The 15,753-nt window shown below is 45.7% G+C and carries 16 protein-coding genes; 8 read left to right on the top strand and 8 right to left on the bottom strand.

Going from position 1 to position 15,753, the window contains the following annotated elements; genetic code table 11:
- The 3 genes from trpS to F8L24_RS11100 all read right to left on the bottom strand — a co-directional run.
- A partial coding sequence (gene trpS, locus F8L24_RS11110; protein WP_294955546.1) for a tryptophan--tRNA ligase occupies positions 1-818 on the bottom strand: 818 nt, incomplete at its 3' end.
- Between the two features lie 221 nt (positions 819-1,039).
- Positions 1,040-2,440, bottom strand: a complete 1,401-nt coding sequence (gene der, locus F8L24_RS11105) for a ribosome biogenesis GTPase Der (protein WP_294955544.1) — start codon at positions 2,438-2,440, stop codon at positions 1,040-1,042.
- A 63-nt stretch (positions 2,441-2,503) separates the two neighbouring features.
- Positions 2,504-3,715: a mechanosensitive ion channel family protein gene (locus F8L24_RS11100; protein ID WP_294955542.1), complete on the bottom strand. Its 1,212-nt coding sequence runs from the start codon at positions 3,713-3,715 to the stop codon at positions 2,504-2,506.
- 119 nt (positions 3,716-3,834) lie between these two features.
- Here F8L24_RS11100 and F8L24_RS11095 point away from each other — a divergent pair, with 119 nt between their 5' ends.
- From F8L24_RS11095 to recG, 8 genes are all read left to right on the top strand, one after another.
- Complete coding sequence (locus tag F8L24_RS11095; RefSeq protein WP_294955540.1) at positions 3,835-4,575, top strand: DUF3108 domain-containing protein; 741 nt, start codon at positions 3,835-3,837, stop codon at positions 4,573-4,575.
- Positions 4,576-4,658: 83 nt separating this feature from the next.
- Positions 4,659-5,561 carry a DMT family transporter gene (locus tag F8L24_RS11090; RefSeq protein WP_294955538.1) on the top strand — a complete coding sequence of 301 codons (903 nt, stop codon included), beginning with the start codon at positions 4,659-4,661 and terminating at the stop codon, positions 5,559-5,561.
- Between the two features lies 1 nt (position 5,562).
- Entirely contained in the window at positions 5,563-6,387 is an 825-nt protein-coding gene (gene kdsA, locus F8L24_RS11085; RefSeq protein ID WP_294955550.1) for a 3-deoxy-8-phosphooctulonate synthase, read from the top strand.
- Positions 6,388-6,526: 139 nt separating this feature from the next.
- Positions 6,527-6,994 (top strand): 6,7-dimethyl-8-ribityllumazine synthase, encoded by a 468-nt coding sequence (gene ribH, locus F8L24_RS11080; RefSeq protein ID WP_294955536.1) that lies wholly within the window; start codon positions 6,527-6,529, stop codon positions 6,992-6,994.
- Positions 6,995-7,069: 75 nt separating this feature from the next.
- Entirely contained in the window at positions 7,070-7,462 is a 393-nt protein-coding gene (gene nusB / locus F8L24_RS11075; protein WP_294955535.1) for a transcription antitermination factor NusB, read from the top strand.
- 112 nt (positions 7,463-7,574) lie between these two features.
- Positions 7,575-8,636 (top strand): dehypoxanthine futalosine cyclase, encoded by a 1,062-nt coding sequence (locus tag F8L24_RS11070; RefSeq protein ID WP_294955533.1) that lies wholly within the window; start codon positions 7,575-7,577, stop codon positions 8,634-8,636.
- Between the two features lie 130 nt (positions 8,637-8,766).
- Entirely contained in the window at positions 8,767-10,005 is a 1,239-nt protein-coding gene (locus F8L24_RS11065; protein ID WP_294955531.1) for a pitrilysin family protein, read from the top strand.
- 207 nt (positions 10,006-10,212) lie between these two features.
- The gene (gene recG, locus F8L24_RS11060; protein ID WP_294955529.1) at positions 10,213-12,024 is read left to right on the top strand and encodes an ATP-dependent DNA helicase RecG; all 1,812 of its coding nucleotides are present in this window, start codon (positions 10,213-10,215) and stop codon (positions 12,022-12,024) included.
- A gap of 123 nt (positions 12,025-12,147) precedes the next feature.
- Here the strand turns inward: recG and raiA are convergent, their stop codons facing one another.
- The 5 genes from raiA to F8L24_RS11035 all read right to left on the bottom strand — a co-directional run bounded on the left by raiA (position 12,148) and on the right by F8L24_RS11035 (position 15,747).
- Positions 12,148-12,681: a ribosome-associated translation inhibitor RaiA gene (raiA, locus tag F8L24_RS11055; RefSeq protein WP_294955528.1), complete on the bottom strand. Its 534-nt coding sequence runs from the start codon at positions 12,679-12,681 to the stop codon at positions 12,148-12,150.
- Positions 12,682-12,786: 105 nt separating this feature from the next.
- Positions 12,787-13,428, bottom strand: coding sequence for a prepilin-type N-terminal cleavage/methylation domain-containing protein (locus F8L24_RS11050; RefSeq protein WP_294955526.1), 642 nt, complete (start codon positions 13,426-13,428; stop codon positions 12,787-12,789).
- A gap of 14 nt (positions 13,429-13,442) precedes the next feature.
- A complete protein-coding gene (locus tag F8L24_RS11045) occupies positions 13,443-14,021 on the bottom strand; it encodes a type II secretion system protein (protein ID WP_294955524.1) in 579 nt (192 codons plus the stop codon).
- Positions 14,018-15,028 (bottom strand): type II secretion system protein, encoded by a 1,011-nt coding sequence (locus F8L24_RS11040; RefSeq protein ID WP_294955522.1) that lies wholly within the window; start codon positions 15,026-15,028, stop codon positions 14,018-14,020. Before F8L24_RS11040 ends, F8L24_RS11045 begins: the two co-directional genes overlap by 4 nt.
- On the bottom strand, positions 15,025-15,747 hold the full coding sequence (locus F8L24_RS11035; protein WP_294955520.1) for a hypothetical protein: 723 nt from the start codon (positions 15,745-15,747) through the stop codon (positions 15,025-15,027). Before F8L24_RS11035 ends, F8L24_RS11040 begins: the two co-directional genes overlap by 4 nt.
- Positions 15,748-15,753 lie beyond the last annotated feature (6 nt).

The following is a 15,753-nucleotide window of genomic DNA, read 5'->3' as shown; positions in this document are numbered from 1 at the left end:
TCTTCCCAGATAAGCTCTTTGAGGTATTTCTTGAAGTGGCCATAACCCTCTTTGCCGCTTCTGTAGCGTTCCTGAAGCTCTTTTTTCTGTGCCTCATCCAGAAAGAGTGCTGAAAGGTTGTAGATGTTGCAGTTCTCCCATTCCAGAGGCTCGCCCAGCGGGGTAGAGGAACTGACGATCTTGTTACATCTCTTCTGTAACGGTTTTTCATCCATGAAAAGGTCGATGGCATTGCCGTAACTTTTGCTCATCTTCTGCCCGTCTATACCGGGGATGGTTGCTACATCTTCCGCCACCATATGCTCGGGAAGGGTAAAAAGATCGCCGTATTCATTGTTGAACTTGATAGCGATATCCCGGGTCATTTCCACGTGCTGTATCTGGTCTTTTCCTACAGGGACTTTTTCCACATCATACAGCAGAATGTCTGCCGCCATCAGTACGGGGTAGGAGAAAAGTGCATGGCTTGCCGGGATGCCTTTGGCGACTTTGTCTTTGTAGGAGTGGGCACGTTCCAGCAGACCCATGGGTGTGAACTTGGAGAGGATCCAGTAGAGTTCAAGTACTTCGGGCACATGGCTCTGTACCCAGAAAGTGGTCTTTTGGGGATCTATGCCTACCGAGAGGTAATCTACTGCGGCTTCAATGGTGTTCTGTCTGAGTGTTTCGGCATCTTTTGAGGTAGTAAGCGAATGGTAGTTCGCTATGAATGTAAAAAGTTCATGTTCTTCCTGAAGTTCTACCATCGGTTTCATGGCACCGAAGTAATTTCCGATGTGAAGTTTTCCCGAAGCCTGGATTCCTGTAAGTACGCGCATTTTGATTCCTGCTGTGATTTTTGCAAAATTATAGCAGGAAAGCGTTAAGCGTTAAGTGTGTAGCGTTTCGAAAATAGAAAAAAAAGAGTTTTGCAGGGTGCTGTGTTCTCACGGCACCATTGAAAAATATGAAACTTTTGGTGCTGTCGGGGGACAGCACCCTACATTTTTACAGTATAGCTGAGAGTTATTTACGTAGGTCGAGGTGTCCTCACCACGACCTACTCCTCTTCAAACCTTTCTCCGCGTTTCCTTGCTACAATGTCCAGCGGGACACCCTCGAAGTTAAATTTGCTTCTGATGTAATTCGCCAGATAGCGTTTGTAGGAGAAGTGCAGACCGTCCGGGCGGTTGGTAATCAGCGCAATTTTCGGTGGTTTGGTCTCGTACTGCGTGGCGAACTTTATCTTGACCAGTGCACCGTTATGAGAAGGAACATGGTGGCGCTGCATGGCTTCTCTGAGCACGTCGTTGAGTTTGGAGGTCGGAATACGCTGCTTGTATCTCTCGTAGATTGCCGTGATCTGGTCGAGTATTTTATTGACGCGCATACCGGTCTTGGCAGAAATGGTGATGAGCGGTGCGTAGTGGAGGAACTTGAGCTCGTCACGGATGTCGTCGATCGCTTCTTCGTAGCTCTTTTCTCCGCGGATATCCCATTTGTTGATGACGATGAGCGCACCGAGCCGGAATTTTTCTATGAGGCCTGCCACTCTTTCATCCAGCTCGGTCACGCCGACCGTGGCATCGATGATCAGCAGGGCGATATCGGCTTTTTCCAGCATTGCCTCGGTACGTCCGAGCGCATATTTTTCGATGCCCACGATCTTGCTTCGCTTTCTGATCCCCGCAGTGTCCACGAAAGTGATCTCGTAGTCATTGTGTTCGATCGTCTCATCGATCGGGTCGATGGTCGTACCCGCCACATCAGAGACCACGGAGCGTTCTTCTCCGAGCAGGGCGTTGAGCAGGGAGCTTTTCCCCGTATTGACCCGTCCGATGATGGCGACGCTGACCTTGTTGTCCACCTCTTCAACGGTACTGTTGATGTCGCGTACGATCTCCTCGAAAGGGTCGACCTCAGCTTCTGTGAGTTCAAGCGGTACTTTCTCCTCTTTATGAGGGATATACTGCTCCAGCCAGGCGTAGAAGTCATTGAAGTAGCGGTTGTGGCTCACAGACATCGGGAAGGTGGCATCGGCACCGAATTCGAGGAATTCCCAGTAGCGCTCCTCCTCTTTGTCATTGTCGATCTTGTTGACGACGAGAGCAAGCGGTTTGTTCAGTTCCTGCAGTTTGTAGAAGAGTTCCCTGTCCTCTTCATCGGGGAGGGTTTTCCCGTCGACCATGTAGATGATCACGTCGGCCATTTTGGCCGCTTTGAGCGAGAAGTCCGCTACTTTGGAAAAGAGTTCGGAGGAGTAGTCTATCCCCCCGGTATCGATCACTTCGAATTCCCTGTCACCCGAAATAGTTACGATACGTTTTTTGATATCGCGCGTTGTTCCAGAGATATCGGAAGTAATGGCATCTCTCTGTCTTGCCAGACGGTTGAAAAGGGAACTCTTTCCGACATTGGGACGGCCGAGTATGGCTACTTTTTTTAAATTGTGTGCTTGCATAAATATTCTTTCTGTAGATAATTGTTGCAATTATAGCAGAAAATAATGCAGAGCACAGGAGTATTACTGTTTTTCCGAAGGAAGGGATTCCACATAAATACTTTGTGAAGGAAAGGCAAAGCCCGATCCGTTTTCTTCGACGATCTGCATGATCCTAAGGTGGATATCTTCTCTGATCTCAAGATACTTGGCCCAGTTTGCGGTATGGGTAAATGCGTAAATAAATATGTCGAGGGCACTGTCCCCAAAAGCGGTAAAATTGACCATAAGTGATTCATTCTGCGCGATACCTTCATTCTCCTGCAGCATACTTTTAATATCGGAAACGATCTTTGTGATCTGCCCGCTTGACGTACCGTAAGTCAGGCCGATATCCATTTTGATACGTCGAATGCCTCTGCGCGAAAAATTTTCTATGGGTGTATTGGCGACGACCTGGTTGGGTACGGTAATGAGCGATTTCTGAAAAGAGCGTATCTTGGTCGTTCTCATACCGACATCCTCTACTACCCCCTCTACCGGCCCTATTTTGACCCATTCTCCGATGCGTACAGATTTGTCTGCAAGCAGTGCGAAAGAACCGAAAAGGTTGGCAGCAGTATCTTTGGCGGCGAGAGCAAAGGCAAGTCCGCCCAGCCCAAGCGAGGCGATGAGGGCCGTGACATTGACCCCCCAGATTTGCAGCATGGCTCCAAGGCCTATACCTCCAATGAGAATCTTTAAAATGGTCAGTATAAAGTTGCCCATCTCTTTGGAAAGATCTTTGTTGAATTTTCCTGTAGCACTGTAAATGAGTCCGCGGAGGGCTTCAGTGACAGCAAGAATAGCCCAGAAAACAGTATAAATAATGAGGGTATCGAGTATTTTTACGATAAAAGGTGTCTCTTTGAACGTGAGCAGAAAGAAAACATGCAGGGCAATGACAATAAAGGTAAACCGTACAGGCTCTTTGAGTGCCGAGATCACCTTGTCATCATAGAATGTTGCAGAGCGTTTTGCAAGATTTTGCAATGCAACGAGTACGATCTTGGTGAAAAACTTGCGCAGTCCGAGTATCAGAAAAAAGAGAATGACAGCTACAGCAAGATTGGCAAAAGGGATCCCCCAGAACGTTTTTGCAAGAATAGGATGTGCCTCATAGTAGGGTGAAAGCTGTGTCTGCACCGTACCTATGATATCTGTATCGAGGACATTGATGACATTGAGTTCCTTTGGTATGGCTTCGGTAATACCGGTGTTTGTGACATTGCCTTGTGTTTGGAGTGTTTGCGGCATTTCCCCCTCCCCTTCACTTTTTATACACACAATTATAGTAAAATATTGTTCAAGCCGGATTATGCAATAGAATTTGAAGTGGTTTTTATTGCATATTTCCGGGTCAATTAGGAGCAAAAATGAAAAAAACTGTTTTGGGTCTGCTTTTTATGCTGCTGCTGGCCAGTGTCATGGAAGCCAAAGTACTCGATGCAAGATACAGCATAAGTTACGGAGTGTTCGGTCAGCTCGGTATTTGCGATGCCCACCTTGAAACCCACGGCAATGCCTACCTCATTGAGATCAATGCCAGAACTACGGGCATTGTAAAGCGTCTGAGCGGAAATCGTCAGGAAAAATATATCAGCAGAGGACATATCGAAGAAGGTATGCTTGTTTCAGATTCTTTCAGGGTGCGCAGGAGCCACAGCGGCAAGGTTGAAACCAAAATATATGAGATAGACCATCAAACACAGAAGGTGACCAAGACAACTGTCAAGAAAAAAAAGGGAAAAGTATACGGCCGTTCCAGTAAAATACTTGATTTTTACAGTAAAGATGACTTGTTGACGCTCTATTTCAATTTGCCTTCAAAAGTGACTCTTTTGCTTCCAAAAACATATGAATTGACAGCAGTAGGTGCAGAAAAGCAGGGAGGGAAAGTGACAGTGATCGTGCCTCCCGCAAAAGCATACCCGCGCTATGAAAAAATGCTCGGGAAAGGAGATTTTTCCTATCTGACCGCCATTGTCTACCAGAAACTGTTTGAAAGCAATCGGGGAGAGCTGATGCTTGCCATAGGAAAAGACGGCATAGCCCAGAAAGCTGTTTTGAAAGACTTGATACTCTATGGTGATCTCAAAGCGGTAAGAATAAAGTAGCCCCGTCTGCATGCGGTATGCATTCCCTTTTACCCAATTATGCTACACTTCCACCAAAAACAGAATCGGGCTAAAGGTTGCATATGAAAGAGAAGATCAAGAATCTTGACAGAGGTATTCTGCTGATGCTTCTTGCCTCATTGAGTTTCGGTGTCATGGGCGGCTTTGCCAAACTGCTGACGCAGCAGCTTCCTGCGCTGGAAGTGACTTTTTTTCGTAATGTCTTCGGTGTAGTGCTTATTGGCGCGGCCATCTGGAAAGTACCGCTCAAACAGGATGGAGGAAAACCTCTGCTGCTTCTTTTCCGGGGGACCATGGGTTTTCTCGCGCTGCTTGCCTATTTTTACATTATGGGAAAGATCCCTCTTGGTGAAGCGATCACTTACAATAAAACGTCACCGCTGTTCGTGGCGTTTTTTGCCTGGATCTTTTTGAGGGAAAAACTTCACTGGAGTGCCGTGATCGCTCTGGCACTTGGTTTTGCCGGCATTATAATGATCGCACAGCCCGAGGGAGGTGTGTTCAACAAATATGATATTCTCGGTCTTTTTTCCGGTGTCGGTGCGGCACTTGCCTATACATCCATCAGGGAACTGCGCAAATATTATGACACCCGTGCAATCGTAATGAGTTTTATGCTTGTTGGAACGCTCGGACCGCTGCTCTTCATGGCCATAGGCAGTGTGGTTACGGTCAGTGAAGAGTGGGATTGGATCATTGCACCGTTCGTTATGCCCGGAGGAGTACAGTGGCTTTTTATCATTGCAGTGGGTATCAGTGCAACCCTCTCCCAGCTTTTGATGACCAAAGCCTATGAATTGACCAAAGCCGGTATCGTCGGGACGATAAGCTATACCAATATCCTTTTTGGTATGATCATCGGGATCGCTTTGGGAGATCCCATACCGGGTTTTTGGACAATTTTGGGTATAATCCTTGTGATTATCTCAGGGCTTATAGTGGCTCTGGTAAAAGAGAAACCGTAGAATCTCTTCGGATCGAAGGAAAGAAATGATACTGATCGCCGGACCTTGTGTCCTTGAAAGCCGTGACAATGTGATGCGTATTGCCGAAGCGTTGGGCAAATACCATGACGACTGTACCAAAGACTTTTATTTTAAAGCGAGTTTTGACAAAGCCAACCGTACCAGTCTGGACAGTTTCAGAGGTCCCGGACTGGAAGAGGGGCTGAAAATGCTTGCCGAAGTCAAAGAAGAGTTCGGTTACAAAATACTGACAGATGTGCATGACTACACTCAGCCTGCGGCAGCGGCAGAGGTAGCGGATGTACTGCAAATACCGGCATTTTTGTCCCGACAGACCGATCTGCTGGTAGCTGCAGCGAAGACTTCGGCTGTGGTGAACATCAAGAAAGGGCAGTTCCTTGCCCCTGCGGCAATGGAACACTCTGTTGCAAAAGTCCTTAAAACCAGAGGATTTGACGGTGAAGTGACATACGAGAATGCTGAAAAATACCATGTCTGGCTGACTGAACGCGGATCAAGTTTCGGCTATGGCAACCTGGTGGTAGATATGCGCGGGCTGGTGACCATGCGTCGGTTCGCACCGGTCATCTTCGATGCGACACATTCGGTACAAATGCCTGCAAGCGGCGGTACAAGCAGCGGCGGTGACAGTTCATTCGTGCCTTATCTTTCGCGTGCAGCGGCAGCGGTCGGCGTAGACGGTTTCTTTTTTGAAACCCACTTTGATCCCGGTATTGCTTTGAGTGACGGCCCAAATATGATAGAATTGCAAAAACTTGACACACTGATAGAACAAATCGATGCGATCCGTTCTATTGTAGAATAGGATGAGGTAGGTTTGGCTTTGCCAAACGCCAAGATAAAATATTTTTTGAATGAAAAGCTTTTTTCTTTGGCTTGAGCTGAAATTAAATATTTGGCAAGGCCAAACCTACGAATACACCGATAAAACATAAAGGATAAAAATGAAAATAGTAGAAGGCAATCTTTCTGTAGACAGAAGTAAAAAAGTAGCGATCATCAATGCACGATTCAACCATTTTATTACCGACAGGCTGGTAGAAGGTGCCAAAGATGCCTATGCAAGACACGGCGGAAACACTGAAGACCTCGACCTTATTTTGGTACCGGGTGCTTTTGAGATCCCGTTCGCACTTGACAAAGCACTGGCTTCAGGCAAATACGATGCCGTATGCTGTCTGGGTGCAGTGATCAGAGGGGCAACACCGCACTTTGACTATGTTTCGGCAGAAGCGACCAAAGGTGTGGCCAATGTGACACTCAAACACGGAAAACCGGCAACATTCGGGGTATTGACCGTCAACAGCATTGAACAGGCAATTGAAAGAGCGGGAACGAAAGCCGGTAACAAAGGTGCTGAGGCTATGGTCGGACTGATCGAGCTGATCAACCTTTATGGTGAACTGGACTGATACAAACTGCAGAGGGCGGGATGACCCGTCTTTATGATTTTGGCGGAGCGATCCGCTGTGCAAAGGAAAAAACAGATGGCAACAAGACATCAGGCAAGAACAGCAGTAGTGGGTTTACTTTATGCCTACGATTTGGGCAATGAAAATATTGCGAAATTCTCGGATGAAATACTTGAAGAGGACAAGATACGCAACAAGCAGAGGGATTTTTCACATTCACTCTTTGACGGGACCATACAAAACCTTGAAATGCTCGATACGGAAATTGAGAAACATTTGAGCGACTGGGACTATGAAAGCATCGGGAGAGTAGAAAAAGCCATTTTGCGTCTCGGTGCCTATGAAATACTCGTCGCCAAGACGGACAGAGCGATCATCATCAACGAAGCGGTGGAGCTTGCCAAATCGCTTGCGGACGAGAAGTCGCCACAGTTCATCAACGGCGTTCTGGACGCGATAGGGAAATAATCCCGGATAATTTCAGGGTACCCACGAGGGGCACCCCTACGGAAGGTGCAATATAACACCTCAAAGAATGTAGGGGCAATCCCTTGTGGTTGCCCATGCAATAGGATTGAAAATGACGACAACCATGCAAAAAAGAATGACCATCGACGAAGCTGTAGAGCTCATAGAGAAAGCCGACCTGAAAACACTCGGCAAAATGGCCCTTACACGCAAAAAAGAGATGCACCCCAGAGGGGTGACCACGTTTGTCGTGGACAGAAATATCAACTATACCAATATCTGCTGGGTCGACTGCAAATTTTGTGCTTTCTATACGCATGAGAAGAAAGAAGATGCCTATATCCTCACTTTCGATGAGATCGATCAGAAGATCGATGAACTTGTCGCCATCGGAGGAACGCAGATACTCTTCCAGGGCGGGGTACATCCCAAACTGGAGATTGAATGGTATGAAGACCTGGTGGAGCACATTCACCAAAAATATCCGCAGGTCACTATTCACGGTTTTTCTGCCATTGAGATAGACTATATTGCACGCCGCTCCAATCTGAGTATCTCCGAAGTACTGGCACGGCTCAAAGCCAAAGGGCTCAGTTCCATTCCCGGTGCGGGGGCTGAAATACTCTCTGACAGGGTACGGGATATCATCGCACCCAAGAAACTCGACAAAGATACCTGGCTGGAAGTACACAGAGAAGCCCATAAGTTGGGCATCAAATCTACGGCTACGATGATGTACGGAACCGTAGAGACGACAAGAGAAATCGTGGAGCACTGGGAGCATGTACGTCAGCTTCAGGATGAGACGGGCGGTTTCAGAGCATTTATCATGTGGTCGTACCAGAGTGACCATACCCAGCTCAAAAGAGAGTTGCCGACTATTACCAAAACCACATCAAACCAGTATCTGCGCTATCTTGCCGTTGCACGTCTTTTTCTGGACAATGTACCGAATATCCAGAGTTCATGGGTCACACAGGGTTCCTACATAGGACAGATGGCACTGCTTTTCGGGGCGAACGATCTCGGCTCGACCATGATGGAAGAAAATGTGGTCTCCGCTGCGGGTGCGAAGAACGAGATGAATCAGGAAGAGATGATACGGCTCATTAAAGATATCGGAGAGAAACCGGCAAAACGCAATACGGCGTATGAGATATTGGAAAGATTTTAGCGGTAGGGTGTTGTCCCTGACAACACCGAATATAGATTCAAAATACAGATGGTGTTGTGAGGACACAACACCCTACGAGGTATAAATGAAAAAAATAATAATGCTATTTATAATGTTACAAGGACTACTCATGGCAGATACGGCAAAAGAGATCACGATCAAAGATACAAAGGTACCTGTGGTATTTGAGGAAGGAAAATTTATTCCCATTGTGTCTTTGCAGCTTGTGTTTACCAACGCAGGACATTTGAGTGAAACCAAAGACGGTTTGGCAGATATGTCGTCCAAACTTTTTAATGAAGGTACGAAAAAAGACGGCAGTGTCGGTTTTGCCGAAAAACTCGATGCGCATGCGGTAGATATCTCTGCACATGTGGGAAGGGAAAGTTTTGTGTTTGAAGTCTCCTCGCTCAAGAGTGAATTTCCCTATGCTGTCGAAAGGCTCAGGGAACTGCTGAAAGACCCCAACTATACCCAGAAAGCACTGGAGCAGGTCAAACGCCAGAAGATCGGCTGGCTGACACAGAAAAAGAGTGATTTTGACTATATAGCCGCAACAAAGCTGAGAGAAGAACTTTTTAAGGGAACTCCGCTGGGCAGGCCTTATGACGGCACGGTAAAAAGTGTCAAATCTGTCACACTTGACGATATTGAAAATTTCATATCTTCCCATTTGGGGTATGACAATGCGATCGTGGTGATAGGGGGCGACCTCTCTTTGGAGGATGCGGAAAAATACACACATGAAATTTTGCCGCTGCTGCCGAAAGTGAAACGGGAGCAGATAAAATATTTTACAGCTTCCGACAAAAAAGAGACAGTGATCACACCTGAAGATACACAGCAGGCATACATTTATTTCGGTGCGCCGTTCAACTACTCCTACAAAGAGAAGGACCAGTACAAAGCAAAGATTGCAGAGTACCTTCTCGGCGGGGCAGGTTTCGGCTCGAGGCTGATGGAAGAGATACGTGTGAAAAGGGGTTTGACATACGGTGCCTATGCGATGCTCAGACGTACCAAATATGCTTCCTATCTCAGTGGGTATCTTCAGACAAAACTCAGTACGCAGGATGAAGCCAAAAAACTGGTACAGAAAGTGGTGGACGATTTTGTCAGCAAAGGGATCACCGCTGAAGAACTTGAAGCGGCAAAGAAGTTTCTTGTAGGCAGCGAACCGCTTAGAACAGAAACACTCAGCCAAAGACTGAACAGAGCCTATAATGAATTTTATTACGGCAGGCCGCTTGGCTTTTCCAAAGAGCAGTTGAAAAAGATCGAAACGGTGACACTGGATGAGATGAACGATTTCATCACTTCCCACAAAGAACTCTCAGAACTCTCTTTCTCTATTGTGACGAAAAAGTAGAAACATTCTGTGTAGGGTGCTGTGTCCTCACAGCACCAATTAAACATTTGATCACACAAAGGTGCCGTCGGGCACAGCACCCTGCGCGATAAACATGACAATCTGACATATTTTCCTCTTTTATTCCTATTAATTTGATATACTTTAAACCAAGTAGTCGGAATTTTTCATTTTCCACTTCTCATTTCTCATTTGACGGAGTCCATCGTGGAAGAAGCGAAACAGCTTTTTAAAAAACTCAAGATCTATTCGCTGCTCGATCTTGCGCTTATCGTCCCGGCCTCCTACAACGATACCACGCTTTCAACGACACTGGAGATAGGCAAGGTACATACGCTCGAAGCCAAAGTGATCGAGAGCAGTGTGTACGGAGGAAAGCTGAGGGTGACCTTTCTTTTGACACAGTCCGGACGCAGGCTCTCTTCCACATTCTTCCGTGTCACGTCCTACCATCATAAACTCTTTGAAGCAGGCTCGTCGCATGTCATTCAGGGCAGACTCGATGAATATAAAGGGTATCTGCAGATGCCTCAGCCGAAGTCCATCAAACAGATCGGGAAGATCACACCCAAATACAAGACTGTCCTCAAAGAGAGCGAGATCGCCTCCTTGATGGAAGTATACATCACGGAGAAAAATTTTTTTGATGAGGGGCTGGACTCCAAAGAGGTGGCGACGCTGATGCGTGTCCATTTTCCCAAAAAGATGGACGAGGTTTATGAGAACGGCAATTTCAAGCCTGAGATCGTTGAGGTACTGAAATTCGTCGAAGCCTATAATCATTTGAGAAAACTGCGCGGCAAAAGAACAGATTTCCCTGCGCTGCGTGCACTGAACGGGAGTATTGAACCTTTTGTTTCAAACCTTCCCTTTAAGCTCACTAAAGAGCAGCAGAGTGTCATAGCACAGATACAGCAGGATCTTTCCCGGGAGGATAAAGCGGCAAAACGGATGGTCGTCGGTGATGTGGGTTCAGGAAAAACGATGGTGATCCTCGCATCGGCGATGATGGCGTTGCCGCACAAAAGCATTCTGATGGCTCCCACTTCCTTGCTGGCGCTTCAGCTCTATGAGGAAGCCTGCAAACATTTGCCAAAAAATGTCAAGATCGCTTTGGTGATGCAGGGGAAAGCGGAAGGCACTTACAAGGAGGCCGACTTCATCATAGGCACACATGCCCTGCTGTTCAAAGAAGATTTGCCGGAAGCTTCGCTGGTCATGGTGGATGAACAACACCGTTTCGGTACCAAACAGCGCCAAAGCCTTGAAGCACTGGTAAGCCCAGGAGAGAGGAAACCGCACTATCTTCAGTTTTCTGCTACACCTATTCCGAGAACCCAGGCGATGATGGAGTCCGAACTGCTGGATGTTTCTCTCATTACTACAACTCCTTTTGAGAGAGAAGTCCTGACACAGACTGTCGGAAGAGAAGATTTTCCCGATCTACTCAACCATATTAAAGAGGAGATCGCACAGAAGCACCAGGTGCTCATTGTCTATCCGCTGGTAGAAGAGAGCAGTGAAGTCCCTTACCAGTCACTTGATGAAAGCAGGGAATTTTGGGAAGAGCGTTTTGAAAATGTTTATGTCACGCACGGGAAAGACAAACAAAAAGAGAAAGTTTTGCTTGATTTCAGAGAGAAGGGTAACATACTTCTGGCCACTACCGTGGTAGAGGTCGGCATTTCTCTACCGAGACTGACTCTTATTGTCATTGTTGGTGCTGAACGGCTTGGACTGGCAACTCTGCATCAGTTGAGGGGACGGGTAGGGCGCAACGGTCTGAAAAGCTGGTGCTATCTTTTTTCAAATAACGCAGAAAATTTCAGGCTTGAACAGTTTGCACAGACCACCAACGGCTTCGACATCGCCAAACTTGACTTGAAGTTCCGTGACAGCGGAGACATACTCGATGGTACCATTCAGAGCGGACAGCGTTTCAAATGGCTCGATATGGCTGAAGATGAATCCGTTGTAGCGTATGCGAAGATGCGTATCAAAAATGTTGAAAAATCGTAGGGGTACCATTTGCCATGGATGAAAAATAAATATTATCATGGATATGAGGGCAACCACGAGGGATTGCCCCTACGGAGACGAATATTTATGTAAATCGTAGAGGTGCCCCTTGTGGGTACCTGATTAATAGAGGCCGAATTTGCCGTCGGCTCTTTTATACATGACTCTCATATGGCCGTCATAGTCGTTAAAGACGATGAATTGTCTTTTTTTCTCTTCTCGGAGGGCATCGATGGCTTCGTCGAAGTCAAGCGGTTTGTGCAGTTCAAGGTCCATAGGTACGATCTCAACGTCTTCTGTTGCTATTTCTGAAACAGCTTCTGCTTCTTCCCCCATGTCTTTGAAGCTCATGATCCGGTGATCTTTGATCTTGTCTTTATGTCTTCTGAGGCTCTTTTTCACTCTTTCGCTCGCAAGATCCAGTGCAGCATAGACATCTTTGTCTACCTGTGTGATGACAATGGTGTTCTTGTCTTTCAGATTTACAATGAACTCTACAGCAAAACCTTTTTTTCCGTTCTTTTCGTCTGCTGAAATAACGATATTGGCTGATGTAATATCGAGATGATATTTTTTAAGACCATCCAGCAGAGTATCTGCATACGCTTTAATAGCGTCGGTCAGTTCAAAATGTCTTCCTGTAATACTTTTATTCATGATAAATCCTTTAAATGTAAGATACGGAGAAAGCCGGAGAGGCTCTTTATTCTCCATGCTTAATTGTAACTTAAGTAACTTAATGAAGGGTAAATGGAATCCGTTTTAAGAGTTTGGCTGACCAACAATGTAGGCATGACCGGTTTGTTTTTCAATGACAATGTTCAAATCTTCTACGCTGCTGTCTGCAAAACCAAACGTTATCGTACAGTCTGAATGTATGTATTTTGCATAATTATTTTTTGCATTGCCTATACCGTTAAAAGGACGACCAAGCTGATCAAATGCTATATGCTTTTGGTCAGAAGCACAGCCGCCGCCGAATGTAATACGGTTTATTCCGTACTTATGTCCTATGAAGATATTGGGGCTTTCATCACTTGCACGCGAAGCAAAACTTCCGCTGCTGTTATAGAGATATTTTCCGTTTGTGGGGTCAATAGCAGCTTCATTTTTACTGATGACCGTATTATTATTGTCATCGGTAGCGATGGTATAAAAAGTATTTTGATAATCTGCGGCATCGGTAAAGCGTATGGCCCATAATTTTTTCTGCCAATGGCCATAGGTAGAAGTTTTATCATCTATCAATGCCATCTGTTTGGTAAAGCGTATGGCAGAAAGAATGTTGTCTGCCGCTTCCTGTCGAATATCACGGCTCATTCTTGGTAATGCCATCATTGCTAAAATGCCAATAATAATAATAACAAAGATGAGTTCAATCAGTGTGAACGCATTTCGACGCATAGAGTATCCTTTTTTCATATTTTTTGAAGTGTCCTGCGGTGATAGGTTACCCAGGGGATTTGCCTTGATGATGGGGCTGAACCACCGTGGGACAGAGTGTAGGCTTCTACAACATCGGGGTCTTTATATCTGACAGAAACATCTACTATAATCGCCGCAACTGCATCATCCAGTGGTGGAGTGGTGGTATTATAGTTTGTTTTGAGAGGCATGGTTTTATTGAGCCAGTATGAGCTTCCTATGTTTGTTGTTTTGTTTAGATCATTCCCGATATAATATATACGTGTCTGTACTAAATATCCTCCTCCGTTCGTGCTGCTTATTCCTGATGGTATTCCCCCTCCCGGTGTGATACCTTTGACTACACCATTGATGTTTTGTATGCATACTCCGGTACTGTTCCGGTCATGATTGATGACGGCAAGTACGGCAAGTTCAGTGTAACTCTTGGCAAGAAGTGCAGCTTGTTCTTCCCTGTACTGAAATGAGGTGGACTTGGTGACCTTGCCGGACATGTTAAAAACAAGCATGGCTACAGAAGCCATCATGACAATGACAAAAATGGCTGTGATCATTGAAAATGCTTTTCTCATAGTATTATCGCCTTTTCTTTACAGATAGTAACGTTGTAGTCTCCGCCTATATTTTCCTGTGCGCAGAGTTTGAACCTAAGTGTACTGCCAAGCTCGGCAAATTTAAATACTGTTACATTGGTAATGAGGGTGGCATGGGGAATGTTTGAATTGGCTCCCAAGTCCAGCGTGTCTCCGTCCCAGGGCTGATAATTGTAAAACAGTTTCAGGTCACAGTGAGATTCACCCCTGGCACAGGGCGTATTGCTGTTGTGGCTGAAAGGCACGATGGCATAGGCGGTCCAGGCAAGTTTATAGTGCTCTGCAAGCACTTTTTGTGTTGCAGAACCACTGACAAATTTCAGTGTCTGTTTTTTGTAGGCATTTGTTCCTGTCGGTGTTCTTCGTACGGTTGAAATACAGCTTGTATCACTACCGGGGGTCATTCCCATACAGCTCTTTACATCGTAAATTTTATCCGGGTTTTTGGTATAAAGCACATCTCTGAAAAAGATAGCAACATTGGGAGTAGTAGTATTAAATAAGTTAATTCTATTATTGGAAAGGTTTTTAATGACGCTCCGTGCCAGGTTCAAATTAGATCCGGGCGTTTTAATATAAGTTTGGTTGGAATCGGCTATATCGCAAAAACCGTTCCATCCCGGAATTCTCGATGCCGTAAAGCTGTCGTTGTCAGCACCAATCCATTCCAGTACGGTATGTATGTTGTCTTCATCTCCGCCAAGAGACGGATCAACCTCGGTTACCAGAATAGAATCAGTAAGGTCGTTTGGATTTCTTGCCAATGTTGTGTGCGGAATTCTATAACTCAGAAAATTGGCTATCTGCTGAGCGGCAAGTTCCGTTTTCAGGCTGGCACGCTGTGTGGCACGCTGTAAAATATAGTTTTTGAATACATCAGAAATAATAGAAGATCCGATGGAACCGACTATACCCAAAATAACGATGACTAAAATCAATTCTATGAGAGAAAAGGCATTTCTGTTTTGAAACATTTTTATATTCATAATCCTGCCTTGTTGTTTATAAGATCTTCAGGGGCACCGATATTGCACATAAATGCGCTTAACGTAATATTTTTATTGCTTAATTCACTCGATGGATTGTTTGAAGTAAGCGTAACACTGATCAGTTTTATATTGCTTGTTGTAGCGGTAGTGGAAGTCCTGAACGGATTGGAGAAAGTGGTGTTTTTCTTATAGCCGCCAGAGAGGCCTCCCCCTGCATTTCTCGGTACATCATCTCCATAAGACACGCTTACTGCTATTTTGACGTTCTTGTCAATATAGTCACCTCGGGATGAATCATAGGATTCACTGTTATACAGAGTGACATTTCCCTCCAGGCCATTGAAGTCATCGATGTCTTCATAAGCACTGTCAAGGGCAATAGGACTTGCCCACCAATAGGAAGGCATTCGGGTATTTTTACAAAATCGCCCGCTCCTGCTGCTTACGCCGACAGGAGCATTTGTGGTACAGTTTACAATAAGCGGAGATACTGCCCCTGTGCCGCTATCGGTATGAAGAACAGGCATACCGATCGTAGTATTGGCATCGTTATGGTCCCATGCCGCAGTCATTATCATAGATATTTGGGCAGAAGCTGCTGCTATTGATTCCTGCTGCAGTGCGGTAAAACTGCTCTGTACGGAACGGCTCACCAGCATAGGTGCACTCATAAGTACAATTCCCATGATAGTAATGGCAAAGATGAGTTCAATCATAGCAAC

Source organism: Sulfurovum sp. (assembly GCF_015493435.1).
GTDB lineage: Bacteria > Campylobacterota > Campylobacteria > Campylobacterales > Sulfurovaceae > Sulfurovum.
The sequence above is the reverse complement of the archived record's forward strand: the minus strand, read 5'-3'. Positions and strand labels throughout refer to the sequence as shown.

Bases quoted from the DNA above. Each gene is read 5' to 3' on its own strand.
- der (WP_294955544.1), bottom strand. From the start codon at position 2,440: ATGCAAGCACACAATTTAAAAAAAGTAGCCATACTCGGCCGTCCCAAT.
- F8L24_RS11100 (WP_294955542.1), bottom strand. From the start codon at position 3,715: ATGCCGCAAACACTCCAAACACAAGGCAATGTCACAAACACCGGTATT.
- F8L24_RS11095 (WP_294955540.1), top strand. From the start codon at position 3,835: ATGAAAAAAACTGTTTTGGGTCTGCTTTTTATGCTGCTGCTGGCCAGT.
- F8L24_RS11090 (WP_294955538.1), top strand. From the start codon at position 4,659: ATGAAAGAGAAGATCAAGAATCTTGACAGAGGTATTCTGCTGATGCTT.
- ribH (WP_294955536.1), top strand. From the start codon at position 6,527: ATGAAAATAGTAGAAGGCAATCTTTCTGTAGACAGAAGTAAAAAAGTA.
- nusB (WP_294955535.1), top strand. From the start codon at position 7,070: ATGGCAACAAGACATCAGGCAAGAACAGCAGTAGTGGGTTTACTTTAT.
- F8L24_RS11070 (WP_294955533.1), top strand. From the start codon at position 7,575: ATGACGACAACCATGCAAAAAAGAATGACCATCGACGAAGCTGTAGAG.
- F8L24_RS11065 (WP_294955531.1), top strand. From the start codon at position 8,767: ATGGCAGATACGGCAAAAGAGATCACGATCAAAGATACAAAGGTACCT.
- raiA (WP_294955528.1), bottom strand. From the start codon at position 12,681: ATGAATAAAAGTATTACAGGAAGACATTTTGAACTGACCGACGCTATT.
- F8L24_RS11050 (WP_294955526.1), bottom strand. From the start codon at position 13,428: ATGCGTCGAAATGCGTTCACACTGATTGAACTCATCTTTGTTATTATT.
- F8L24_RS11045 (WP_294955524.1), bottom strand. From the start codon at position 14,021: ATGAGAAAAGCATTTTCAATGATCACAGCCATTTTTGTCATTGTCATG.
- F8L24_RS11040 (WP_294955522.1), bottom strand. From the start codon at position 15,028: ATGAATATAAAAATGTTTCAAAACAGAAATGCCTTTTCTCTCATAGAA.
- F8L24_RS11035 (WP_294955520.1), bottom strand. From the start codon at position 15,747: ATGATTGAACTCATCTTTGCCATTACTATCATGGGAATTGTACTTATG.